Origin of the sequence: Micromonospora sp. NPDC005979 (assembly GCF_040614415.1) — a bacterium.
Classification (GTDB): domain Bacteria; phylum Actinomycetota; class Actinomycetes; order Mycobacteriales; family Micromonosporaceae; genus Micromonospora.
On the sequence record NZ_JBEXUR010000011.1, the window covers coordinates 68,196 to 89,830 of the forward strand.

General features: G+C 69.6%; 26 protein-coding genes, 1 tRNA gene and 1 pseudogene. 12 read left to right on the forward strand and 16 right to left on the reverse strand.

Annotation, left to right across the window (positions count from 1 at the left end; genetic code table 11):
- The first annotated feature begins 48 nt into the window (after positions 1 to 48).
- The 3 genes from ABZ272_RS19360 (at position 49) to ABZ272_RS19370 (ending at position 2,819) form a co-directional block, all read left to right on the forward strand.
- The gene (locus ABZ272_RS19360) at positions 49 to 996 is read left to right on the forward strand and encodes a hypothetical protein (RefSeq protein ID WP_355051323.1); all 948 of its coding nucleotides are present in this window, start codon (positions 49 to 51) and stop codon (positions 994 to 996) included.
- Complete coding sequence (locus ABZ272_RS19365; protein WP_355051324.1) at positions 993 to 2,678, forward strand: insulinase family protein; 1,686 nt, start codon at positions 993 to 995, stop codon at positions 2,676 to 2,678. Before ABZ272_RS19360 ends, ABZ272_RS19365 begins: the two co-directional genes overlap by 4 nt.
- A gap of 64 nt (positions 2,679 to 2,742) precedes the next feature.
- A tRNA-Ile gene (locus ABZ272_RS19370) sits at positions 2,743 to 2,819 on the forward strand.
- A gap of 750 nt (positions 2,820 to 3,569) precedes the next feature.
- Here ABZ272_RS19370 and ABZ272_RS19375 read toward each other — a convergent pair.
- The 10 genes from ABZ272_RS19375 to ABZ272_RS19420 all read right to left on the reverse strand — a co-directional run bounded on the left by ABZ272_RS19375 (position 3,570) and on the right by ABZ272_RS19420 (position 10,902).
- The gene (locus tag ABZ272_RS19375; RefSeq protein WP_355051325.1) at positions 3,570 to 4,601 is read right to left on the reverse strand and encodes a hypothetical protein; all 1,032 of its coding nucleotides are present in this window, start codon (positions 4,599 to 4,601) and stop codon (positions 3,570 to 3,572) included.
- A gap of 369 nt (positions 4,602 to 4,970) precedes the next feature.
- A complete protein-coding gene (locus ABZ272_RS19380; RefSeq protein WP_355051326.1) occupies positions 4,971 to 5,222 on the reverse strand; it encodes a hypothetical protein in 252 nt (83 codons plus the stop codon).
- Positions 5,223 to 5,249: 27 nt separating this feature from the next.
- The gene (locus ABZ272_RS19385) at positions 5,250 to 6,164 is read right to left on the reverse strand and encodes a hypothetical protein (RefSeq protein ID WP_355051327.1); all 915 of its coding nucleotides are present in this window, start codon (positions 6,162 to 6,164) and stop codon (positions 5,250 to 5,252) included.
- A 94-nt stretch (positions 6,165 to 6,258) separates the two neighbouring features.
- On the reverse strand, positions 6,259 to 6,546 hold the full coding sequence (locus tag ABZ272_RS19390) for a hypothetical protein (protein ID WP_355051328.1): 288 nt from the start codon (positions 6,544 to 6,546) through the stop codon (positions 6,259 to 6,261).
- A gap of 281 nt (positions 6,547 to 6,827) precedes the next feature.
- Positions 6,828 to 7,010: a hypothetical protein gene (locus ABZ272_RS19395; protein WP_355051329.1), complete on the reverse strand. Its 183-nt coding sequence runs from the start codon at positions 7,008 to 7,010 to the stop codon at positions 6,828 to 6,830.
- A 15-nt stretch (positions 7,011 to 7,025) separates the two neighbouring features.
- Positions 7,026 to 7,286: a hypothetical protein gene (locus ABZ272_RS19400; protein WP_355051330.1), complete on the reverse strand. Its 261-nt coding sequence runs from the start codon at positions 7,284 to 7,286 to the stop codon at positions 7,026 to 7,028.
- Positions 7,287 to 7,868: 582 nt separating this feature from the next.
- On the reverse strand, positions 7,869 to 8,663 hold the full coding sequence (locus ABZ272_RS19405) for a hypothetical protein (protein ID WP_355051331.1): 795 nt from the start codon (positions 8,661 to 8,663) through the stop codon (positions 7,869 to 7,871).
- A gap of 145 nt (positions 8,664 to 8,808) precedes the next feature.
- Positions 8,809 to 9,207 carry a hypothetical protein gene (locus ABZ272_RS19410; RefSeq protein WP_355051332.1) on the reverse strand — a complete coding sequence of 133 codons (399 nt, stop codon included), beginning with the start codon at positions 9,205 to 9,207 and terminating at the stop codon, positions 8,809 to 8,811.
- Between the two features lie 60 nt (positions 9,208 to 9,267).
- Entirely contained in the window at positions 9,268 to 9,693 is a 426-nt protein-coding gene (locus ABZ272_RS19415) for a hypothetical protein (protein WP_355051333.1), read from the reverse strand.
- A 51-nt stretch (positions 9,694 to 9,744) separates the two neighbouring features.
- On the reverse strand, positions 9,745 to 10,902 hold the full coding sequence (locus tag ABZ272_RS19420; RefSeq protein ID WP_355051334.1) for a helix-turn-helix domain-containing protein: 1,158 nt from the start codon (positions 10,900 to 10,902) through the stop codon (positions 9,745 to 9,747).
- A 47-nt stretch (positions 10,903 to 10,949) separates the two neighbouring features.
- On the opposite strand from ABZ272_RS19420, the gene ABZ272_RS19425 reads away from it, so the two are divergent.
- Complete coding sequence (locus tag ABZ272_RS19425) at positions 10,950 to 11,624, forward strand: DUF5753 domain-containing protein (RefSeq protein WP_355051335.1); 675 nt, start codon at positions 10,950 to 10,952, stop codon at positions 11,622 to 11,624.
- Positions 11,614 to 11,793 (forward strand): DUF397 domain-containing protein, encoded by a 180-nt coding sequence (locus ABZ272_RS19430; RefSeq protein WP_355051336.1) that lies wholly within the window; start codon positions 11,614 to 11,616, stop codon positions 11,791 to 11,793. The genes ABZ272_RS19425 and ABZ272_RS19430 overlap by 11 nt, the downstream gene beginning before the upstream one ends.
- Positions 11,794 to 11,824: 31 nt before the next feature.
- Here ABZ272_RS19430 and ABZ272_RS19435 read toward each other — a convergent pair whose 3' ends face one another.
- Both ABZ272_RS19435 and ABZ272_RS19440 read right to left on the reverse strand, forming a co-directional pair.
- Positions 11,825 to 12,166: a hypothetical protein gene (locus tag ABZ272_RS19435; RefSeq protein WP_355051337.1), complete on the reverse strand. Its 342-nt coding sequence runs from the start codon at positions 12,164 to 12,166 to the stop codon at positions 11,825 to 11,827.
- Positions 12,167 to 12,207: 41 nt separating this feature from the next.
- Positions 12,208 to 12,948, reverse strand: a complete 741-nt coding sequence (locus ABZ272_RS19440; protein WP_355051338.1) for a hypothetical protein — start codon at positions 12,946 to 12,948, stop codon at positions 12,208 to 12,210.
- A gap of 104 nt (positions 12,949 to 13,052) precedes the next feature.
- Here ABZ272_RS19440 and ABZ272_RS19445 point away from each other — a divergent pair, with 104 nt between their 5' ends.
- The 6 genes from ABZ272_RS19445 to ABZ272_RS19470 all read left to right on the forward strand — a co-directional run bounded on the left by ABZ272_RS19445 (position 13,053) and on the right by ABZ272_RS19470 (position 17,272).
- Positions 13,053 to 13,565, forward strand: a complete 513-nt coding sequence (locus tag ABZ272_RS19445) for a MarR family transcriptional regulator (RefSeq protein ID WP_355051339.1) — start codon at positions 13,053 to 13,055, stop codon at positions 13,563 to 13,565.
- A gap of 139 nt (positions 13,566 to 13,704) precedes the next feature.
- Positions 13,705 to 14,682, forward strand: a complete 978-nt coding sequence (locus tag ABZ272_RS19450; protein ID WP_355051340.1) for a DUF6461 domain-containing protein — start codon at positions 13,705 to 13,707, stop codon at positions 14,680 to 14,682.
- 49 nt (positions 14,683 to 14,731) lie between these two features.
- A complete protein-coding gene (locus tag ABZ272_RS19455; RefSeq protein ID WP_355051341.1) occupies positions 14,732 to 14,986 on the forward strand; it encodes a hypothetical protein in 255 nt (84 codons plus the stop codon).
- Positions 14,983 to 15,384 (forward strand): type II toxin-antitoxin system VapC family toxin, encoded by a 402-nt coding sequence (locus tag ABZ272_RS19460; RefSeq protein ID WP_355051342.1) that lies wholly within the window; start codon positions 14,983 to 14,985, stop codon positions 15,382 to 15,384. Before ABZ272_RS19455 ends, ABZ272_RS19460 begins: the two co-directional genes overlap by 4 nt.
- Positions 15,385 to 15,488: 104 nt before the next feature.
- Positions 15,489 to 15,863 (forward strand): YciI family protein, encoded by a 375-nt coding sequence (locus ABZ272_RS19465; protein ID WP_355051343.1) that lies wholly within the window; start codon positions 15,489 to 15,491, stop codon positions 15,861 to 15,863.
- A gap of 218 nt (positions 15,864 to 16,081) precedes the next feature.
- Positions 16,082 to 17,272: a serine hydrolase domain-containing protein gene (locus tag ABZ272_RS19470; RefSeq protein ID WP_355051344.1), complete on the forward strand. Its 1,191-nt coding sequence runs from the start codon at positions 16,082 to 16,084 to the stop codon at positions 17,270 to 17,272.
- Positions 17,273 to 17,395: 123 nt separating this feature from the next.
- On the opposite strand, the pseudogene ABZ272_RS19475 reads toward ABZ272_RS19470, so the two are convergent.
- Together ABZ272_RS19475 and ABZ272_RS19480 are read right to left on the reverse strand one after the other, a co-directional pair.
- Positions 17,396 to 17,545 (reverse strand): annotated as a pseudogene (locus ABZ272_RS19475) (cell division protein DivIVA); the annotation flags it as partial.
- 330 nt (positions 17,546 to 17,875) lie between these two features.
- The gene (locus tag ABZ272_RS19480) at positions 17,876 to 18,415 is read right to left on the reverse strand and encodes a helix-turn-helix domain-containing protein (protein ID WP_355051345.1); all 540 of its coding nucleotides are present in this window, start codon (positions 18,413 to 18,415) and stop codon (positions 17,876 to 17,878) included.
- Positions 18,416 to 18,498: 83 nt separating this feature from the next.
- Between ABZ272_RS19480 and ABZ272_RS19485 the strand changes: the two genes are divergently transcribed.
- Positions 18,499 to 19,389, forward strand: coding sequence for an NmrA/HSCARG family protein (locus tag ABZ272_RS19485; RefSeq protein ID WP_355051346.1), 891 nt, complete (start codon positions 18,499 to 18,501; stop codon positions 19,387 to 19,389).
- A 3-nt stretch (positions 19,390 to 19,392) separates the two neighbouring features.
- Here ABZ272_RS19485 and ABZ272_RS19490 read toward each other — a convergent pair whose 3' ends face one another.
- Together ABZ272_RS19490 and ABZ272_RS19495 are read right to left on the reverse strand one after the other, a co-directional pair.
- Positions 19,393 to 20,577 (reverse strand): FAD-dependent oxidoreductase, encoded by a 1,185-nt coding sequence (locus tag ABZ272_RS19490; protein ID WP_355051347.1) that lies wholly within the window; start codon positions 20,575 to 20,577, stop codon positions 19,393 to 19,395.
- Positions 20,578 to 20,659: 82 nt separating this feature from the next.
- Positions 20,660 to 21,607 carry an RNA polymerase sigma-70 factor gene (locus tag ABZ272_RS19495; protein WP_355051348.1) on the reverse strand — a complete coding sequence of 316 codons (948 nt, stop codon included), beginning with the start codon at positions 21,605 to 21,607 and terminating at the stop codon, positions 20,660 to 20,662.
- Between the last annotated feature and the right edge of the window lie 28 nt (positions 21,608 to 21,635).

Genomic DNA, 21,635 nt, shown 5'->3' on the forward strand with positions numbered 1-21,635 from the left:
CGAAAACGAGGGCACCACAGCCTTAAATGATCACCTATGATCGCCGCCATGCCCGCCACCCTCCCGGCGCCCACCTTCGACGTCGCCGACGCGTACCCCGAGGTCAGTGACCTGCACAAGGCGCTCGACGCCGCTGACTGGCCCGCGGTGCGGGCGGTGTTCGCGGACCGCGACCCGGACGGCCGCACGCTGCTCGTCGCCGCGGCCGGCGACAAGGTCGGGACCGAGCCGTTCCTGCGCCAGGTGTACGACGCGGACCCCACCGACCAGCTCGCCGGGACGTTGCTCGGCAACCACCTCATCCGCGCCGGCTGGCGGATCCGCAGCGCCTACCGGGCCAAGTACGTCAGCCGGGAGCAGTTCGACCAGTTCCATGACCATCTGCGTCGCGCCGAACGGGTGCTCATCGACGTCACCGCCCGGTACCCCGACGACGCGGCCGCCTGGACCCAACGGATCACCATCGCCCGTGGTCTGGAACTGGGGCAGAACGAGGCCCGTCGCCGCTACGACCGGCTCGCCCAGCACCATCCCCACCACGCGCCCGCCCAGGCGACGCTGCTCCAGCAATTCTGCCCGAAGTGGAGCGGCGACTGGGATCGCGCCTTCGCCTTCGCCCGCGAGTGCGCGCAGGCCGCGCCCGCCGGCGCGCCCAACGCCGTGGTGCTCGCCGAGGCGCACCTGGAACGCTGGCTCGACTTCGACACCGAGCGGGAACGCGCCGCGTACGTGCGCAGCGCCCCCGTCGTGGACGAGATCATGCAGGCCGGGCAGCGGTCCGTGCTGCACCCGGACTTCGTCGACCGGCCCGGCTGGGTCTGGGTCCGCTCGTCGTTCGCGCTGGTGTTCAGCCTCACCGAGCAGTGGTCCGCGGCGGCCAGCCAGTTCAGAGCGCTCGGCAACCTCGGCTCGGAATTCCCCTGGACGTACGCGGACGACGCCGAGGGCTACACGAAGTACCGCGCGAAGGCGTACGCGAAGGGTGGCCAGTCGTGATCCAGCACCTGGACGTGGACGGGGTGCCCACGCTGCTCGCCCCCACCGGTGGGCCGATGCGCGCCGGGCTGACCTTCCGGGTCGGCACCGCCGACGAGACACTCGCCCGCGCCGGCACCACCCACCTCATCGAGCACCTCGCGCTCGCGCCGCTCGGCCTGGCCGACTACCACGTCAACGGCGTGACCGCCCCGGCGTTCACCATGTTCCACACGCAGGGCTCCGAGACCGACATCGCGGCGTTCCTGACCGCCGTCTGCGGGCACCTGTCCGACCTGCCGGTCGCGCGACTCGACGTCGAGAAGGACATCCTGCGTACCGAGTGGAGCAGCCGGGGCGCCGCCGCCATCGACGACATCCCGCTGTGGCGACACGGGGCCCGCGACTTCGGGCTCAGCAGCTACCCGGAGTGGGGCCTGGGCGCGCTGACCGCCGACGACCTGCGCGAGTGGACGGCCCGCTGGTTCACCCGGGAGAACGCGGTGCTGTGGATCTGCGGCGACCGCGTGCCCGCGGGGCTCCGGCTGCCGCTGCCGACCGGGGTACGCCAGCCGGTCCCGGCGGTCTCGTCGGCGCTGCCGCAGACCCCCGCGTACTTCGTGCACGGCGCCCGGGCCGTGGTGCTCGACGCCGTGGTGCGGCGCAGCGCCGCCGCGGCCGTCTTCGCCGGTGTGCTGGAACGGGAGCTGTACCGGTCGCTGCGCCAGGAGTCCGGTCTCTCCTACACCGCCACCACCGGGTACGACCCGCGCGGCGACGGCAACGCCACGCTGCGGGCGCTCGCCGACGCGCTGGCGGAGAAGCAGGACGCTGTTCTCGGCGGCTTCGTCGACGTGCTCGCCAAGCTGCGGGTCGGCCGGATCGAGCAGGCCGACCTGGACGCCACCGTGGCCAAGCGCGAGGATCTGCTCGGCACCGCCGAGGTCGATGCCGCGCGACTTCCCGGGTACGCCCTGAACGTGCTCACCGGGGAACCCAACCTCACCATCGACGAGCACCGGGCCGAGTTGAAGGCCGTCAACCTCGCCGACCTGCACGAGGTCGCCGGCGAGGTGATGGGCTCCGCGCTGCTCATGGTGCCGCGAGGGCTCACCGCCGACTGGGCCGGCTTCGTCGCCGCGCCCACCCACTCCACGGAGATCCTGGACGGCACCGGCTACTCGGCGAAGGAGGGCAACGCCGCCCTGCGGATCGGCGTCGACGGAGTGACCCTGTTGCAGAACGACAAGCCGCTGACCGTCCGGTACGCCGACTGCGCCGCCATGCTCACCTGGCCCGACGGCGCGCGGCAACTGATCGGCGCGGACGCCATCGTGCTGCACATCGAGCCGACGATGTTCCACCTGCACCCGGCGGCGCTCCCGGTCATCGACGCCCAGGTGCCGGCCGACCGGCACATCAGCATGCCGGCACGTACGCCGGACGAGATCCCCCAGCCCTCGACGCCGCAGAAGCCGGCCCGCGCGCCCGGCGACCGCCCCTGGTGGGAGGTCGCGATGATCGTGGTCAGCGGCGTCGCCGTACTCGTGGTGGGTGCCGCGAGTCTGCTGGTGACCTACGTCGTGGTCGCCGCCGGCACCGAGCCGGGCGAAGAGTTGCTGTGGGGCGTCGTCGTGGCAGGCTGGCTGCTCACTGTTATCCTCGCGTTGCCCATCGTCCTGCTGTGGCGACGGCGGCGGTGATGGGACGGGGCCGCATCGGCGCTGGCCCGTGATCCACCGGGCGGGATAAGATCCGCGCGGTTCCGGGGCGGTAGCTCAGCCGGTTAGAGCAGGGGACTCATAATCCCTCGGTCGCGGGTTCGAGTCCCGCCCGCCCCACCAGCACTAACACTCATCCAAAGATCAACAGTTTCGGGCTTTGGGTGCACCCTGGGTGCACCAATGGTCAAACAGCAGGGGCACGTCCCCTAAGGACGTGCCCCGTACGTCTCCTGTAGCCACGAGTCGGAGGGAATCCGAGCGCCAGGGGGCAGAGTGCCCGTGAGAGTCTGGTCGCGGAGGAGCGCGGCGAGCTCATGCGAGCTGACCTTCGGCTGCCCCGGGTCCATCACGAGCGTGATTGTGTGACAGCCGGCACTGATCGCTGTGGTGGGACATGTTGGTACAGGTTGGGCGGAATGCGAAACGCCCTTGCACTGCGGGGGACTGCGCGGGCCGGGTCGTCGGACGCCCTGCAGCATGACGGGACTGCGGGGCGCGTCGCCAACCCGATCGAGGTAGCGTGCCTCTACGCTCCCCGGCATGGAACGGCCACCCGTCATGCGCGCCAAGCAGCCCGGCTCTTGCTCCTCATGCAAGGGTGGATGGCGGGAGCGCACTCTCATCACCTTGAAAGACGGAGTCTGGATCCACTACGCCTGCCGAGACGGCAATCGGGCGTTGCCGAAGTGGACCCGCCACGACAGCCCCGAAACGGGGGCGTACCTGGCGGCGGTGGCACGCGGCGAAGCTAACCTGTCTCGTCGAAAGGTGAACTGGCGTACCTCGCCGCCTGCACCTCGGCAGCGCTGACTGGCCGCGCCGCAACGTAGCTACCTGCCGTTGCCGCGCGGGGCGTCAACAGTCAGGCGTCTAGGTAGACCCATCCGAGTCTCCTGCCACCTCCCGAACCAGCTCCCATGGGGTGCGCCACGCATCCCCTGCATCGACTCCCCATGGAGGCTGAGTTAGCTGCGCCTGAGCAGCAGCGAAGCGTAATGCGGCTGTGACAACGAACTGGAGACAAGACGCCACATCGTCCGCCGTGGGCTCGTATCCCGGCGGGGCGTGGTACTTGCGCCGCCCGTCGTAGTAGTCGTCACGCTGTGGGGTCAGCGCCCGGAAGCGATGGTATGCGGCGAAGTCGATGCCCACGCTGGTGAGGCGAGCCGCCGCCTGAAGCTCCTTCACGATTTCGGTGACGCCTGCGATCTGACGGCCGATGTCCTCATTTCGCCGGACATACCGATACCGCTGCCCCTCGTTCAGCAGGTAGCTCGCGATGTCTTGCTCCGAGAGAGTCCGCCCCAGCGTCGGCCCGAACTTGAACGGGGGCGAACCGTCGACGTCATCCCTCCATTCCTGCAGAGAGAACAACTCCGTCCATGCGTCAGTCAGGAGAACCATGGCCCCGATCCGATCACCGATGCCGTTCGCCGTGTCCGCCTGCACGACCAGCTCGCGCACGCGCTCCTGCGGGATCACGCTCGCCATGCTCGTCGTCTCATAGTCGACGCCGAAGACCAGCTGACTTGCTGCCGCGAGGAACGTGGCGGTGTCGTTCTTGATCAGCTCGATCGTCGTGGGACTCGGGTGGGCGCCGTGGTGCTTCACTAGCTTCCGCTGGTGGTTGAGGCGTTTCATGCCCTGCTGGACCGGAAGGTCGATGCCGCCGAGCAGCTTTGCTGGCCTCAGCGCATCCCAGTACCGGTCGAACTCGTACGTCGAGGGGGCACCTAAGTGCTCGCCGGCCGTGAGCAGGAAGCTCTCTACAGCGTCGTGGAACATGAGCACACTGGCGGACGACATCGGCTCCGGTAGGCGCGCCTGCTCAACGCCTAAGTGGTGCAGGTACCGGATGTAGGCGAGGCGTCGGACGATCTCGGCGGGTTCCAGGCGGGGCACGAATGGAAGCCTGCCATATCACTGCCGGCTAGCGAGCTCAGCGAGGCCGCGCTGCGCGGCGTTGATCGGGTCCAACGTCGCAGAGATCGGCTGGCTCGGAACACGGTCCACATGGCGGCGACGAAACTGAGGGCAGCCGTAGTAACGGCGGTCTGCTGAACGAAGCGGGAGCCAACCTCGGCAAGGCTCGCGATGCCCTCCGCAAGCAAAAGCGCGCCAGGGAGGAAAGCAAGCCCCATCGCGATCCGCAACGGCGCACATCCGCCGCGAATGGGGTTACTCGAAACACGAGGACAAGCGGCTCGTGGATGCGCTCAAGGAGGCCTTGGCCGGGAATCTGCTTTCCGATGCCCGAGGGCGGTTGGCTCGCTACCCGTACCTGGACAGCCTGCCCGCCAGAGGGTAGGCGGCTTCGTCGTATATGGGATCACTCGCACCCGTCGACTGCGCCCGCTGGTTCGCCTCGCAGTAGTCGGCCCGGTGCTCGGACACCGCCACATCCTCGCCCCGGTTGGCGCGCTCCCCGCTCCGCTCGTACACGCACACGTCAACCACGACCGTTTCACCGCCGCCATCGAAAAGCCGACCATCGGCGGGACCATGCCTAAGCAGCACCTTCACGCAGGTGAACGTAGCTCGGAGATGCGGTCACGACGCCAACAAGTCGAAGTGGAAGCCCACCACGAACAGCAGTAACGCCAGCCAGCGCAGCACATGCAACGGGCGGGACTTGTCTAGCACGCCCGCCAACACAGTGCCCGCAGCCAACGCCGGCAGCGACCGCACAACGTGCGGCACCAACACCAGCCCCGTTGTGAACCATGCCGCCACCGCATCGGCGAACATGCCCGTCAAGATGACGAGGCAGGCGACCGCGAAGACCAAAAGCAAGTCACCCAGCGACGGCACATCCGTCATCGTCGTCGCCGGAATCACAAAGCCCAACAGCAGCCCCGCGAACCAGACAGCAACCTTAAGCCGGCGCACGCGCCTCGTCGTCGCTAGCAGCGCAGCGAAAACCTCGTACGGTAAAACCCGCTGCATGCAGTTGCGTATCTCGCGCTCCATCACGGCACGCACATTCGGGTTCGTCGTATCAACCAGGTAGTACTGTGACTCCGGCAGGGCCAATCCCACGTCTCGCCAAAGCTGCTGGTATGTGGCGTTGGTGAAGGGGTGGCCGGGTCCGGCAGTCGGCGGCTCCCGCCTCAGGTAGGTCCCAAACGACGCGCCGTCGGTGCTGTCGGTGGTGTGGAAGCGCAGCTCGGTGAGCCCCTTGAATGCCCGCACTTCAAGGTCGAGCAGTGATCGAACCTCGACTTGACGCCGCAGCAGCGCCCGATGTGCCCGGATGCTCCGCGATGCGACTCGGCCTTTGCCGCGCAGTTTTTCCGGGTCGAGAAGGTCGACCACCACCACAAGCCCTGCGACGAACTGCATCAGCTTCCCGGCGCGTCCCCAGATGAGCACTGTCCACGGGCCGAGAGGCTGGCTGTTGACTTGCTGCCCGTCGGACCATGCCAACCACAGGTGCCACCACGTGTGGCAGGCGTCCGCCCACATGATCCACCTGGTCGGGTGCACGGCCCGAGGGTACAAGCCGACACCAAGCAGTCCGCACGTTCCGAACCTGTGACCTGCGCCAATGGCTTCCGGCCTACCCGGCGGTGCGACCCTGCACGACCTCGGCCTCATTATCGCTGTCGTCGTCGGGATCCCAACCGTGCTGCCGGGCGCGCGCCTCAGCCTCATCCCGAGCCGCAGACAACGCCTCAATCAGATCGTTCAACTCGACCGTGTCCATCCGGCACTGGTAGGCCACCGACAAGGCGCCCTCGTTCGTCTCCGCCATCCGCAGACCAAGGCTCACGTACACGAACGTGGTGTCCTCATACTCGGTGGCCTGCACATCGACGGTCATGCCCGTGCCATCGGAGATGGTCACCGAATGGCGGGGGAATCTGGGATCATCCAGCGGGCCTGGGGTGGAAGTCATGTGGGTGCTCCAAAGCGATGGCTTGTGAGATCAAGATGCTAGCCACCGTCGCGGCAATCGGACGCCTTGGTCGCTGACCGCTCGCCAGCACGACGAAGCCCGGGCCCGCACGGGACCGGTGCAACCTTTAACCCAAAGCTAAGAGTTGGCTGCTGAGCCGCACATCCCTCATGCGACGAAGCCCCGGCCGTCACCGGTCCGGGGCTTCACCCACCAGCGGCAAGACAAGGTCAACGCCCGTCGTCGTATTCCGGGTTGATGCCGTCGTGGTGGATCCGCGACAACTCCTGCGAGATCGACAGCAGCGCCCGAACCTGAACGACCTGCAACCGCTCCGCTGTGCTCATGGTGTCGAACGGCTGCCTCGCCAACACGTCGTTGAGGTCGTCGAATGCTTCAGCGAACAAGTCCATGTGTTCTCCCCACGGTCAGGCGGGTAGCAGGTGCTCCCGCCAGGGCCACGCTAGTTCAAGGCAGCCGGCCCCGGCCGGCGCGACCATCCCCGCATCGAGCGGCCCCCGTACGCCCTGCTCCATAAACCGGTACCGCTCCGGGACCACCGCGCCTTCGTCGTTGCGATCAACGAAGTCGGCCGCGAGGGAGTCGAACACGTCGGCGTCGACTACCCGCACCGTCATGATCTCCCCGATCAAGGTCAGCACATCCAGCGCGACACTCAGGCAGTGCACCTACAGCCGCCCGTCAGCCCGCACCCCGTCGAGCACGGCGAACGGCCCTGACGCGTAGTCCACCGGATGGCCGTGCCCATCGCATTCGGGCATGCCCAGCAGTCCTCCGAGAACTCGCGTTCGATGTTGCGCCCTAGGCCGAAGTCGGCGGCGCGGGCGGCAGGCAGGATGCTCGACGGTTGGAAGATGCCACTGGGGATGACCTGCATCATGCCGTCGACGGCAGCCACAGCGCGCGGGTCACGGCGGTGCCTGAGAAATTAGGCGGAGTCCCCGTCTCGGTGGATCGTCAACGTGGAGATGGCCGGCATGACCCGGGCGGCGGGCGACGTCGAACGGGGAGCCGATCAGGCGCCGGTACGGCAGATCCCGCAGCGACGCATGCGCGGCCAGCTCGCCATCCGAGTCCAACGCGACGTACGCCAGCTCGCGGGCGGTCGGATCGCACACGGCCACCGCTGCGAAATACGTCGTTGCCGCGAACCTCAACGAGCCTCGGCCGTCCGGCCCGGCCGACCGGCCAGGCTTGGAGACGACAAGACCAGAAGAGGTCGCCGCCTGTTCGCTCGATCGCGCCCGTGGTCAGGAGGTCGTCGGGGCGTGGCCCCGAGGGGCTGCTCCCCAACGCACGCCGGGCGGAACGAGGCCGAACCAGGCTCCGATGGCGGCCATCGAGGCGACGAGGTACGCCGCCCACCACCCGAGCAGCGCCCACATACCGTGGCCGACGAGGTCGGCCAGGCCGAGCACGAGGAACGCGAGAAAAAGGTAGGCCAGGCGGCCGTACGAGAGGCTCCTGCTCTTCGGCAACTCATGGGCCTTGCGGAACGGAATGAGGCTGACCCCGTAGGGACGACGGAGCAGCGTGAGACTTGCCGGCCAGAGCCGCCCGTACCCGGCCACGTCGACCACGCTGACGCCGGGCCCGTGCCGGACCGTAGCCTGATGCGACCTGGTCAGCTCGCGCAACCACGGTTCCCAGACGACACGTTGGTGCAGGACGCCGCCCCTGCCCCGGCCGCTCACCGTCAGCCACACGGAGTATCCCTTGGGGCTGGTGTCGGACCCGCCGGCGGCGCTTACGGCGTGCGCCGCAGCGGCGACCCGCCCCGCGCTTCCCGGCTGCCTCCCCTGCGCCAGATGCGCGGCCACCAGGACGCGCCTCGCGGGAGCACGAGCGGCACCCCACCACTGCACCAGGCGGACGAGCCAGGACAGCACCAGAAAGGCTCCCGGAGCCAGCACCACGCGGATGACGGTACCGCCGTGCCCGACCCGCGGGTCGGTACTCAGCCGGTACCCCAGCGCGATGAGGGCGGCCAACGCCACGACGCTGCCGATCACGACCATCGGCGCGCGAGCACGCCGATTCGCCAAGCTAGCTGTACTTCCGCTGCTGGCCATCGCGTCGTCCTGCCTGTTCACGCCCCAGACGTAGCCACGACGCTAGCAACGCCGAGCAAGGCTCATATCGCGCGTCCGAACCAGATCTTCACCGCGTTGCACGGCGTGGCAGTGCAGCTCAGGCGCGAACGCGATCGAACGCGACAGTGACAAGCAAGAAGACCCCAGCCCCGAGCGCGGACAGAGCGCGCCAGGTGTCGATGTGGGTGACGGTGGTGAGGACAGCCGTCAGGAACGTTGCCGATGCGCCTACCTGCCACCATTGGCGAACACGGAGAAGTCTTGCGCCAAGTAGCGCCACCAGGAGTGCTGCGGGAAACGCGAAGACCAGGCCAGTCATGCCCTGCGCCGCCCCGCACGCCACGCCATCAACGCCCGAGTTCAGGCACTCGGAAATTGGGGGCATGACCTCCCAGGCGACGGTGACAGCTGCCACGCCGAGCACGCCCGATCCCAACGCCGTCCAGAGCCACCGGTCCCGCACGAACATCAAGGTTTCATGCCCCAGCCTCACCACGGAGTCACCATAGTGCTGCCAGTCAGCCGAAGGCGCGCCGGTGTATCCGAACGCGGGTCCCTACTCCGGGGCAGGGGGATCCACGTACTCGCCGAACGGCTCGATCGATCCGTCCCAGCCGAGCCAGCCCTGTTGGGTCATCCGTCCGTCCGCGTAGATGTAGGACCAGCGGGCGCCGTCCTCACCTTCGAAGTGGACGACGCCGGAGCGAACGAACGGCGCGATCGCGACGTAGAAGGCGATGGCCTGCTTCGACCACTTGGGGTCGCCCTCGTCGTCGTGATCGAACTCGATCCAGTCCCCGTCGCGGGTGATCGAGGCCCTGGCCTCGCACGCTATGTCGACGAGCCGGTCATTCACCTCGCCCATGTCGGGCTCGTACCAATGACTCTGTTCGGCCATGGCGGCCTTGGCGGCGGCGGTCGCAGCGGCATCGTCCGACTCCGGTAGGTGCAGACGGCCCGATGGCCACACCGAATATCCCACGGCGAGCAGTCTACGGTCGTCGATGTTCCGTATACCGACCCGAACAGCGCGCTAACGCCGGGTCAGTCCGATGGCGGCGGCCAGGCGGGCAACGTCGGCGGTTGTCGGGCCGGCTCGTAGCGCGGCGGTCAGCGTCTCCCGGGCGACGGGGCGGGTCCGCGTCTCCGCAGGCGCTATGCGATCGGCGTTCACCAGGGCCTGGCCGGCTGCGCCCGCGTCGCCGAGGTTCAGGTGAGCACGTGCGATGTCGATCAGGTGGGCGGCTCGATGTTCGGCGGGGAGCAGGTGCCAGCCGGTGGCACCGATGGCCCGTCGGTGTCTGAGCACGGCCAGGTGGTGATCCCCGGACCACGTCGCGATCAATGCGCGAGCGAGGTCGACCCCAGTGGCGCTGAATGCGATGCCGTCGTGGTCGTGGCAGTCGGCGTGGTTCGCGAGGCGGGCCGCGCGCTCGGTGAGTTCGCCTGCGGCGGTGGCGTCCGAGCTGATGGCGGCGGCGAGCGCCGCCTCGATCAGCAGGGTCCCCGCTACGCCCGCATGGCGGGGGTGGGGCGGCGCAAGGTCGATCTGGCGTACGGCGTCCATGGCGGCCGTCATCGCCAGCCGGCCCCGACCGAGGGTCCGTAGTGCCTGCGCGAGGGAGATCCCCGCGAGGCCGCTGCGCCACGGGTCGCCGTTGGCGGCGCTCATCGCCCGGTCGGCGGCCAGCCAGGCCAGGTCGCCTTCGCCGACCTTGACCAGCACGTGGGCGGCGAGCCGGTTCACCCGCACCGAGAGGTCCGCTGCCTCGCGCGGGTGCGCGTGGCAGGTCCGGCGGCTGTCGGCGAGCAGGCCGGGCAACAGCCGTAACACCTGCGGATGGTGACCGTGGCGGTACGCCGTCCACGCGTACCCCGCCTGGCTGTCAAGCTCGACCAACGACGGCCTTGGCCGGTCGTCGCTGCCGGAACCGGGCAGGTCGTAGCGCGCGAGCGCGGCGCGGACCTGGTCCACGTCACCGCCGGTGTCGGCGACCGACTCGCGCGGAGCGTTGCCGGCGAGCAACACATCGGGCGCTACGCCGAGGGCTCCGGCCACCGTCTCGATCACCGAAAGTCGATCGAGGGTACGGACGCCTCGCTCGACTTTGTCCACCCAGCTCTTCGACCTGCGGATCCGGTCGGCGAACACCTGTTGGCTCATGCCGCGTCGGGCCCGTAGCTCCGCCATCCGTCGCCCGATGGGCGGCTCGTTGCGGTGGTGGGGCCGGTGACGTGATGGAGTTGCTCGTCGCGTACGGCGTCAGGATCGACGAGGAGCCGGGCACCTCGCTGCTCGACCAGGCGCGGGCACTGCGCGAGGACGGTTGGTGGCAGCGCCTCGGCGGTAAGTACGCCACCTACATCGCGTACGAGATCGAGGCCGTGGAGCTCAAGAACTTCGAGCCGATGCTGGTGCCCGGTCTGTTGCAGACCGAGAGCTACGCCCGCGAGGTCAACGTGATCGGCCGGGAGACGGACCCGGACACCATCGACCAGCGAGTCGCCGCCCGGATGACCCGGCAGGAGGTGCTGCGTCGGCAGCCGAATCCGTTGCGGATGCACGCCATCCTCTCGGAGGCGTCGCTGCGCACGGAGGTCGGCGGTCCGGACGTGCTGCGTGAGCAGCTCGACCACTTGGTCACGCAGAGCCGGCTGCCGAATGTGACGATCCAGGTGCTGCGCTTCGAGGCCGGTGCGCACTTGGCTGACAGCAGCGGCTTCGTTCTGCTCGGCTTCGAGCAGGATGAGCCACCGCTCGGCTACGTCGAGACCCTGGCGGGCGAGCTGTTCCTTGAGTCCAGTCGTGACCTGGCGCGGCTGTCGGCGGCGTACGACAATCTGAAGATGCTGGCGATGTCACCCGCCGAGTCGGTCACGTTCATCAAGGAGCTGAGCAAGCATGGAACGTAACGCCTGGCGCACGTCGAGCCGTTCCGGTAGCAATGGCCAGTGCGTGGAGGTGCGGGACCGGGGCGTCGGGGTCGATATTCGCGATTCCAAGGCTCCGGATGCCGGGGTGTTGAGCTTCGCACCGGCCGCCTGGGCGGCGTTCATCAGCAGCGCCAAGCAGCCGCGCTGACCCGTTCCCGCGCACGCGGCCGGAACCTTCGTCAGAAGGACCAGTCGAACATGCGCACCGGCAGGAGTACGAGGACGACGGTCGCGGCGACGGCGAGCAGCACACGCACCGTGCGGAGGCCTCGCCACCAAGGGATGGTCCAGAGCAGCAGCCACATGACGCCCGCGATCGCCAGGTGCGTGCCGATCACCCGGAGGCTGGTCTCCTCGCACATGTTGTCGGCGACGGCCTCTGTGCACAGCGGCGGGGTGCGGTGGTCGTTCTGGACGTTTCCCAACACGCCGACGATGCCGGCCAGCACCGGTGCCGCCACGAGGGTGAACAGTGGCGTCACCACCCATCCGGCAAGGTCACGACGCCGGTCCAGTTTCACCGGTGGGACGATACCGCCGAATATCGACGCCCACAGTCCCGTCACCGCGGGGAGTGGGACGCCTTCCCGCGCCGGGATCTGCCGCGATCCCGCCACAGTTTCGTCGTCGCAGTGGTGGCGACGAGGGTCGCGCCGACGGCGTTCGCCAGCCGGGCGCTCCGCGTACGCCTGGTGTTGAACGCACTTGTCGTCAGCGCCCACAGGCCTGCGGCGGCGACTGCGACGTACCCGCGTCGGCTCGTGGCGAGCGTGCCCGCCAGGACGGCGGCGGCCCCCACCACCGCGGCGGCCGTCGTCCGTGGGTGCGGCGCCCGCTTGCGTACGGCGAAGACGTTGACGACCGAGGCCACGCTGGTCCAGCCGAGCAGCAGCCCGGTGCTGTGCGGCGCGATGCCCGCCGGCCCCGTGCCCTGGAGTTGACGGTGTGCCCCCGCTGCCAGAGCCGTCGCGACCGGCAGGATCGCGGCGGTGTATCGGAAGCGGCCAGACTGGGCGACCAGCGACCAGGCGGCGTTCGCGGCGTGGGCGCCGGCGAGCCACCAGCCATGCCGCCGGTTGACGTCGTCGGCAGCGTGGACGATGTGCTGGATGGTGCTCGCCGCGCTGGTGGCGAAGATCGGCGCCCAGATCGCAAATGCGTAGTTGGGCGGCGTGATGTCGGTGTCGAACTCCTCCGCGCCCTCCTCGGTGCCCGCCAAGACCGGTCCGAGTGTGGGGACGAGAACCAGTGCGGCGGTCGATACACCGAGCGCGACGCAGCGGAGCCGGTCAGACCTGTTCATGAGCACTCACCTCGGATCGGGGTGCGGAGGGACATGCCGAGACCAGCAACGAGCAGGCTTGGCAACAAAGTAGCTTGGTTTCCAAGCTAGACTATTATGCGGAGATGCGAAACCAGGACGACAAGGCATCCCCGGACCTGTCGATGGCGCTGCACCACTTCGTCGTCGCGGCTGCGGAACTCGATGTCGCCCTGGGTCGGCGACTGCGGCTCAGCCCCGGCGACTATCTGGCCATGAAGCACCTGATGACCAGCGAGGCCGCCCTCGGTCCGGTCGAACTCGGCACCCTGGTCGGCCTGACCTCCGGTTCCGCCACCGGCCTGGTCGACCGCTTGGAGCGCGGCGGCCATCTCCACCGCCACCGCGACCCGCACGACCGGCGTCGCCTCGTCCTCGAACCCAGCGAGCAGGCCCTCGACCGCGCCGCGAACGAACTGCGCCCGCTCGACGACGCGATCCAGGATCTGGCGACCGACTACACCGACGACGAACGCGCCACGATCGAACGATTCCTGCACGACATCACCCGGCTCTATCGCGCGTTCAGTCGACAGGACCGCGACGAGCGGGCTTCCCGAGCCGCCAGGACGGAGGAAGCCGGAGGCGGCGACGATTGAGCCCACGACGGCACACGGACGATTGATCGACTCGGCTTCCGGGAAATGGGGGTATGAACGCGCCGTTTTCCGACCGACTTTCAGGAACCTGAGTGGATCAGGCAGTCCTAGGCGTCGATGATCGTCGTACCGTGTTCCGATGGTGTCGGACGCGATGCGGTACTACGACGACTTCCTCACCGAGCGGGACTGGCTCGCCGAGGGGCTGAGCTGGGCCGTGGTGCAGCCGGCGAGTGCCGAGGCCACCGTCGACGGGGTCGTCGAGCGGCTGCGGGCCAGGCGTGTCGAGCCGGGTGACGGGCAGGCGGGCGAGCTTGCCGACCTGGCCCAGATTGGCCCGAACGTGCTGGTGTTCCAGGACAACGGCTGCGCGTTGAGCCGGCCCGAGGTGCTGCGCTGGCTGAGCGACGGTACGCGGGTGCACACCGTCGAGTGGACCATCAACGGCAACGGCGGCCTGACGTACGCGGTGTACGGCCGGGTGCTCGCCTGGATGGACCTGAACGACCCGGATCGGCGGCACGGCGACGACCCGTCCGCGTTCGCCGACGACCTGGACGACGTACGTGCCGCGCGCGGAACCGGGTACGTGCGGTCGGCGGCGATGGCGTTCGTCGAGCGGCGAACCGGGGTGCGGCTGCCGGCCGAGTGGATGAGCGACGAGGGGGCCGATCCGCAGGCCGGGCCGTGGGTGACCGTACGGCTGCCGCACATTCCGGCCGACCCCAGGCCGCCGTCGAACTTCGGCCACTACGAGCCCGACCTGGACGCGCGGCTGCGGGCCGCGCCGGAGCAGGTACGGCGGGCGGCGGTGGCGCACGCCGTACGGGCGGTGACCACGCGGTTCCGGTTCAGCGACGACGACCTGGCGAGGCAGGTGGTCGAGGCCGTCGAGCGGGGGCTGACCGTGGACGCGGAGACCCGGTGGAGGATCGCCCGCCTCACGGCGCAGGTCGGTGACGTCCGGGCCGGCGCCGACGCCGCGCACGCCCTGCACGCGGCGCTGGCTGCTGGGGCGGCCGCCGTCGACGCGCTGGGCGCCGTTCGGCACGCGCTCGGCGAGGACTGGCCGGCGGTGCGCCAGGACCTGTACCGCCTGGTGCGGGAGGCCGGCTGACCGAGAGGGATCCGGCACGTGAGGGTGATTGTGCATGCATAATGAATGCATGGTTGCTCTTCAGATTCGGGACGTGCCCGAAGAGGTGCGGGACGCTCTGGCGGCCCAGGCCAAGGCGCGTGGACAGTCGCTCCAGGCGTACCTGTTGGAGTTGGTCGAGACGCAGGCGCGGCGGCTGCGCAACACGGCGACCCTTGATCGTTTCGCTGGTCGTTCGGATGGTGCCCGTTCCTTGCCGGGGGAGACCGCCACCGAGCTGGGTGACCAGCGGGAGCAGCGTGGACCGGGGGGAGACGCCGCGTGATCGTCGTGGATGCGTCGGCGTTGGTCGACGCGTTGGTCGACGATGGTCCGCTGGGCGACGCGGCGCGGGCGGAACTGACCGGTGATCCGCACTGGGCTGCTCCGGGTCACCTCCTCGTCGAGGTTCTGTCGGTCATCAGAGGCAAGGTCCTCGGTGGCAAGCTCGGCCTCGCTCGTGCTTCGGAAGTGGTTGACACTCTGCCCTCGCTGGTCGTCGACGAGGTCAACGTCGCGATGCTGCTCGACCGGATGTGGCAGTTGCGGGGCAATGTCACGGCGTACGACGCGGCCTACGTCGCGGCGGCCGAACTGTTGGGCTGCCCACTCGTGACCGGCGACGGCCGGCTCGCCAAGGCCAGCGGCGTCCGCTGTGAGATACGAGTGCTCGGAGCATCCTGAGGGGGTAGGGCTTCTTTCGACCCGGCTGTCGAAACCCTGGCGGCTCGTTCGTGGTACGGGTGGAGGCGGTTGCCGAAGGCCGCCCGGAAGAAGGGAACTCTGAGATGGCGCGATACCTGATCTCGTTCGACGATGGCGCGATGGACCACATCCCCGCCGAGGAGTTGCCCGAGGTGGGCAAGGCGGCGCACGCCGTGCTCCAGGAGGCCATCGACGCGGGCGTCTGGGTGTTCGGCGGCGGCCTGGAACGGCAGCAGGCCAGCATCGTTGCCACGGACGGGTCGGTCACCGACGGCCTCTACCCGGAGACCAAGGAGGTCATCGGCGGGTTCGTGGTCGTCGACGTGGACACCCGCGAGGAGGCGCTCGGGTGGGCCGCCAAGTGGGCCGCCGGTTGCCGCTGCGCCCAGGAGGTCCGGGAGATCATGGCCGACCCCGAGATGGAGGAGATGCTCCGCCGCGCCGACCGTCGAGGGTGACCTTCATCGGGATGATCCTGGTGGAGCGGTATACCTCAGCGGAATGAACATTCCACCGAGGTATACCGCTCGCCACGGCCGGTGTGGTGGGTCGAGCAGACCCGGCCGGCCCGGTAGCGCAGGCTGTACCAGAAGGAGGGCAGCTGGGGGGATCGTCCTCGGATCGGAATTCTTGAACCCTTGATGGCGTCAAGCGTTTCCGAAGCAGAGGAGCAGTCATGCCGCCGCACGCCGTCACGTCCACGCACCGCCGGGCCCTGCGGGCTCTCGCCGCGACACTGGCCGCCGCCACCATCCTGACCGGCTCCGCCGCGTTCGCCGCCACCGACGGCGGTCGCCCGGCCGGGCCACGCGATGCCGTGCAACGGCAACTGGACGGCCTGGTCAGCGAGAGCGGCTTTCCGGGCGTCCTCGCCTCCGTACGGGGGGCCGACGGCCGGGTCCGCGACTACACCGCCGGGGTCGGCGACCTCCAGACGCGCGGCCCGGTTCCCCGGGACGGCCAGGTTCGCATCGGCAGCAACACCAAGACCTTCACCGCGGTGGTCGTCCTGCAGTTGGTGGGGGAGGGACGCATCGACCTGGACGCCACGGTCGAGCACTACCTGCCCGGAGTCGTGCGAGGTCACGGCAACGACGGCGAGGCGATCACCGTACGTCAGCTGTTGCAGCAGACGAGCGGCCTGGCGGACTACGACGACGTGCTGTTCACCAAGGCGCAGGACCTCATCGACAAGAGCCACTCGTACTACCAGCCGAGGCGGCTGGTGGATGCCGCGCTGACGAACGCGCCGCACTTCGCGCCCGGCGCGAGGTGGGAGTACAGCAACACGAACTACGTCCTCGCCGGGCTCATCGTCGAGCAGGTCACCGAGCGTCCCATCGGCGAGGAGATCAACAACCGGATCATCAGGCCACTCGGCCTGCGCGACACCTACTGGCCGGGGGTGGGGGAGCAGTCTCTTCGGGGTACGCACCCGCACGGCTACGTCGGAGTGGCCCCCGGCGCACCGTGGGTGGACGTCACCGACATGGACCCGTCGCTGGGCTGGGCCGCCGGTCAACTGGTCTCCACGCCCGACGAGCTGCGGACCTTCTTCCAGGCGCTCGTCGACGGCCGGCTGCTCGAGCCCGCGCAGCAGAAGGCGATGATGACCACCGTGCCCGCGCCCGGCTTCGAGCCGACCGGCGAGTACGCGTACGGGCTCGGCATCGCCAGCCACGAGTTGCCCTGCGGCGTCGAAGCCTGGGGCCACGGCGGCGACATCCAGGGCTTCGAGACCCGCAACCTGGTCACCCGCGACGGCCGTGGGGCCGTGGTCGCCGTGACCGGCCTGCCGACCGGTGAGCAGATGCTCGCCGAGGTGAACGAGAGCGTCGAGAAGGCGCTGTGCGGCACCGACCACTGAGCATCGTCGGCCCGGTGACATCGCACGCGGACCTGCGCGCCTACCTTCCGGCCGCTACGCCGAGCCGACGCCGTAGGAAGGCGGCTCCCAGCGGGTACCGGTGATCCCGGCCGCCTGTTCGTGCGCGCGGTTGAGGATCGACTCGGCCTCCCGCCGCGCGGCGGTCACGATGTTCTCCGCCTCGAGTCGCGCGACGGCGCGGTGGTCCTCGGCCTGCTTCTCGGCGAGGTCGAGGATCTGCTCCACCCGGGTACCCAGGCCGCTGAGGGTCGGCGTCTCCCGCTTGCGTCGCCGCGGAGCGGTGGCGGCCTGGTCGTCCTCTCCCCGGTCGGCCAGGCCGTCCTCGACGAGGTGGGACTCGCCGGTGCCGATCAGGGAGAGCGCGACTCCGATCGCGGCGACCGCGACACCGGACCAGAGGGCGGCCGGCCCCAGGGCCGGACCGACCGCGCCGCCGACGCCGAGCCCGACGAGGACGGCCGCGGTCCTGGCTGGCTTGCGCACGGGTCCTCCAACGACGGTACGGGCGCGGGCATCGGCTTTCAGCATGACGATCGAGTCAAGCTCGCCAGCCCCGAACACTCCATCGTGGAGCGAGGTCGGTCACCGTACGGGGGACTGGATTCCCGCCAGGGAGAGGGCCAGGAGTCGTTCCGCCTTCGTGGCGTCGGCCGGCTGGGCGGCGAGTGAGATGGCGTTGGCGAGGGTCATCACGTCCGCCATGACGACATCCGCGCGGACGGTTCCCTGCTCGACGGCCCGACGCAACAGCTTCTCGCCCGCCGCGCTGAGCGTCGCGCCGCAGGTCTCGTTCTCCTCGGGTGGCGCGTTCAGCAGTGTCACCGCGAGCCCACGGGTCGTCGTGGCGTACACGGTGACCTCCCGCAACCAGGTGGTGAAGGCGGCGAGAGCGTCCGGTTCGGCCAGCAGGTCCTCGGCGCGACCGGCGAGGTTCTGCACGCAGGTCCGGAAGACGGCCTGGAGCAGGGACCACCGGGACGGGAAGCGCCGGTGCAGGGTCGCCGAGCCGACCCCGGCGGAGCGGGCGATCTCCTCCAGCGAGGCGTACGCGCCATCGCGGGCGATCGCCTCGGCGGCCGCCTTCACGATGAGGTCGTAGTTGCGTTGTGCGTCGGCTCTCATGTCCCGCCCTTGCCAAAGTGGGGTGGTCCCCCATATCGTAGCCGGCGACAAGTGGGGGGACGCCCCACTTATTTGGAGGCATCATGGCTGTCCTCGTCATCGGCGCGACCGGCAAGCAGGGAGGGGCTACCGCCCGAGCACTGCTCGACCGTGGCGTCGTGGTCCGTGCCCTGGTCCGCGACGTCGCCACCGACAGCGCACAGGCTCTGGCCGCGCGCGGCGCCGAACTGGTCAAGGGCGACCTGGACGATCCAGCGTCGCTGCTCGCCGCGGCCCAGGGGATGGACGGACTCTTCTCGATCCCGTTTCCCGACGTGGCGAACCTGCAGGGCGACGCCGAGCTGACTCGCGGTCGGAACGTCGTCGAGGCCGCCCGCCGGGCCGGCGTGGCACACGTCGTACACAGCAGCGTGTCCGGCGCGGGCGACTTCCACCGCAGCCAGCCCGGCTGGGCCGAGGGCCGCTGGGACCGGCACTACTGGGAGAGCAAGGCGGCGATCGACGAGATGGTCCGCACCGGTGGCTTCGCGCACTGGACCGTCCTGGCGCCCTCGACGTTCATGGAGAACCTCGTCGGCTGGTCGTACCTCTTCGGTGACTGGTCCAGCGGCACGATCATCACCGGCTTCGCGGCGGACACCCAGCTTCCCTGGGTCGCCGTCGACGACATCGGAGAGGCCGCGGCGATCGCGTTCACGGACCCGGGACGGCTCGACGGCCTGGACGTCGAACTCGCCGGCGACCTGCTCACCATGACCGAGGTGGCCGCGATCCTCAGCGAGGTCACCGGCCGGACGATCTCCGCGCCCGTGCTCACTCCGCGGGAAGCCGTCGAACGCGGACTGCTTCCCGCCATGGTCAATTCGGTCGAGCGGATCAACGAGAACGGCAGCCCCGCCCGTCCCGAGATCACCCGGGCGCTCGGCCTGCCCACGACCGACTTCCGGACGTGGGCACGCCGCACCTTCTCCTGAGGGTCACACTCTCGCGGCGGTCTCCGTCTTGGTCGCCGTGACCCGGCGGCGGCGCACCGGGTACGGGATCGGGTGGGAGATCCCCCAGGCGGCGCCCTTGCAGACGACCTCCTTGTAGCGGGCCGCCAGCCGCCCGGTCAGCTGGGACGGCTTGGCCCGGTCGTCGGCGGTCACGTACTGGATGATGCCGTCGCGGCGGCCGAGACTGATGCACTGGTTGAAGTAGCGCAGCGGGGCGTTCGGCATCTTCGTCCGGCCGGTCAGGCGCGCGGCGATGGCGTCGGCCGCCTGCCAGGCCATCGGAGTTCCCGAGGCGCACGACATCCGTAGCGGCTTGCCGCCGGGCCCGGCGGCGAGGGCGGCGTCGCCGACCGCGTACACGTCCGGGTGCGAGACGGACCGCATGGTGTCGTCGACGATGATCTGCCCGGTGGCCGCGACGGTCAGACCGGTGGCGGCGGCGATGGGGTGGACGGCGAAGCCGGCCGTCCAGACGGTCACCGTGGCCGGGATCGTCGTACCGTCGGCGGTGACCACGCCGGCCGGCTCCACCCGGACGACGTCGGTGTGCTCGTGCACCGAGATGCCGAGCCGGTCCGTGACGCCCCGCAGGTGCTGTCGCGCCCTGTCGTTCAGCCAGTCACCGAGACCGCCGCGGACGGCGATCGCGACGTCGAGGTCGGGCCGGGCCTCGGCGATCTCGGTGACGGCCTCGAGGCCGGTGAGACCCCCGCCGACCACGAGCACCCGCTGCCCGGCCACGAGGTGGGCGAGACGGTCCCGCAGCCGCAGCGCCGACGGTCGGCCCGCGAGGTCGTACGCGTGCTCGGCGACGCCGGGAACGCCGTGGTCGGCAGAGGCGCTGCCGAGAGCGTAGACGAGCGTGTCGTACGCGATCTCGTCGTTGCCATGCTCGTCGGTCAGCGCGACGGTCCGGCGGTCGACGTCGACGGCGGTGACCCGGGCGACGCGGACCCGCACGCCGGTGCCCGCGTACACCCGGCTCAGCTCGCGGCGCGTGAGGTCCTGGCCGGCGGCGAGCTGGTGCATGCGTACCCGCTCGACGAAGTCGGCCTCGGCGTTGACAACGGTGATCTCGATGTCGTCGGGGTGCAACCGGCGGGCGAGGCGGCCGGCGGCGGTCGCTCCGGCGTAGCCGGCTCCGAGGACGACGATGCGGTGCTTCATGGCGGCGCTCCTGTCTCGGCGATGGTCGCTACCTGAACCGGGCGGCGACGCCGTTGCTGACAGGAGGCGGCTATGACCTGGGTCACCAGACGTGCAGGAGCGGCTCCGAGTGTGCGGTGACGGACCACTGGCGGGTGACGCGTTCGAGCTTGTCGGGGTTGACCTGGACGCGGATCGCCGCGACTCCCTCGGGCGTCATCTCCAGGGACATGACACCGACGACCTGCTCGCCGGTCACGACGACGACCGCGGGGCCGCCGTTGACGACCTCGGCGTAGAGGGCGGGGCTGCTGCCGCCCACCAGGTTCCGTTTCACGTCGCTGGGCCGAAAGAGACCGCGCAGGAACTTCGCCACCGCCAGCGCGCCGACGACCGGCGTGGTGCGGGCCGGGATCTTGCCGCCGCCGTCACCGATGCTCGTCACGTCCCCGGTCAACAACTCCACCAGCCGCTCGATCTGGCCGCTGTTGGCCGCCGTGAGGAATTCGGTGACGATCTTCCGGGCGGCGACGTCGTCCACCTCGCCGCGCGCCCGACCGGCGGCGACGTGCTGCTTGGCCCGCCGGTAGATCTGCTGGCAGTTCGACTCGCTGAGGTCGAGGATCTCGCCGATCTCGCTGTGCGGGTAGCCGAACGCCTCGCGTAGCACGTACACCGCGCGCTCGTTGGGGGACAGCCGCTCCATGAGGGTGAGCACCGCCATCGATACCGACTCGCGCTGCTCGACGGTATCGACCGGGCCGAGCATCCGATCCCCGGCGAGGACGGGCTCGGGCAGCCAGGTGCCCACGTAGGTCTCGCGGCGGGCGCGCGCCGAGGTGAGCTGGTTCAGGCACAGGTTGGTGAGCACCCTCGTCAGCCAGGCCTCGGGCGTCTCGACGCGCTCCCGGTCGGTGGCCTGCCAGCGCAGGAACGTGTCCTGGACCGCGTCCTCGGCGTCGCTGGCCGAGCCCAGCAGTCGATAGGCGATCGCCTCCAGGCGGGGCCGGGAGCGCTCGAACACCTCGACCTCGTCGGAACGCAGTGGCATGGCTCGACAGTAACCGCGCCTGTCGCGC

Excerpts from the sequence above, each read along its gene's own strand:
- ABZ272_RS19420 (WP_355051334.1), bottom strand. The coding sequence starts at position 10,902 with ATGGCGGAGCTACGGGCCCGACGCGGCATGAGCCAACAGGTGTTCGCC.
- ABZ272_RS19470 (WP_355051344.1), top strand. The coding sequence starts at position 16,082 with ATGCCGCCGCACGCCGTCACGTCCACGCACCGCCGGGCCCTGCGGGCT.
- ABZ272_RS19495 (WP_355051348.1), bottom strand. The coding sequence starts at position 21,607 with ATGCCACTGCGTTCCGACGAGGTCGAGGTGTTCGAGCGCTCCCGGCCC.
- ABZ272_RS19455 (WP_355051341.1), top strand. The coding sequence starts at position 14,732 with ATGGTTGCTCTTCAGATTCGGGACGTGCCCGAAGAGGTGCGGGACGCT.
- ABZ272_RS19450 (WP_355051340.1), top strand. The coding sequence starts at position 13,705 with ATGGTGTCGGACGCGATGCGGTACTACGACGACTTCCTCACCGAGCGG.
- ABZ272_RS19480 (WP_355051345.1), bottom strand. The coding sequence starts at position 18,415 with ATGAGAGCCGACGCACAACGCAACTACGACCTCATCGTGAAGGCGGCC.
- ABZ272_RS19490 (WP_355051347.1), bottom strand. The coding sequence starts at position 20,577 with ATGAAGCACCGCATCGTCGTCCTCGGAGCCGGCTACGCCGGAGCGACC.
- ABZ272_RS19440 (WP_355051338.1), bottom strand. The coding sequence starts at position 12,948 with ATGAACAGGTCTGACCGGCTCCGCTGCGTCGCGCTCGGTGTATCGACC.
- ABZ272_RS19360 (WP_355051323.1), top strand. The coding sequence starts at position 49 with ATGCCCGCCACCCTCCCGGCGCCCACCTTCGACGTCGCCGACGCGTAC.
- ABZ272_RS19385 (WP_355051327.1), bottom strand. The coding sequence starts at position 6,164 with ATGTGGGCGGACGCCTGCCACACGTGGTGGCACCTGTGGTTGGCATGG.
- ABZ272_RS19485 (WP_355051346.1), top strand. The coding sequence starts at position 18,499 with ATGGCTGTCCTCGTCATCGGCGCGACCGGCAAGCAGGGAGGGGCTACC.
- ABZ272_RS19465 (WP_355051343.1), top strand. The coding sequence starts at position 15,489 with ATGGCGCGATACCTGATCTCGTTCGACGATGGCGCGATGGACCACATC.
- ABZ272_RS19430 (WP_355051336.1), top strand. The coding sequence starts at position 11,614 with ATGGAACGTAACGCCTGGCGCACGTCGAGCCGTTCCGGTAGCAATGGC.
- ABZ272_RS19425 (WP_355051335.1), top strand. The coding sequence starts at position 10,950 with ATGGAGTTGCTCGTCGCGTACGGCGTCAGGATCGACGAGGAGCCGGGC.
- ABZ272_RS19395 (WP_355051329.1), bottom strand. The coding sequence starts at position 7,010 with ATGGACTTGTTCGCTGAAGCATTCGACGACCTCAACGACGTGTTGGCG.
- ABZ272_RS19445 (WP_355051339.1), top strand. The coding sequence starts at position 13,053 with ATGCGAAACCAGGACGACAAGGCATCCCCGGACCTGTCGATGGCGCTG.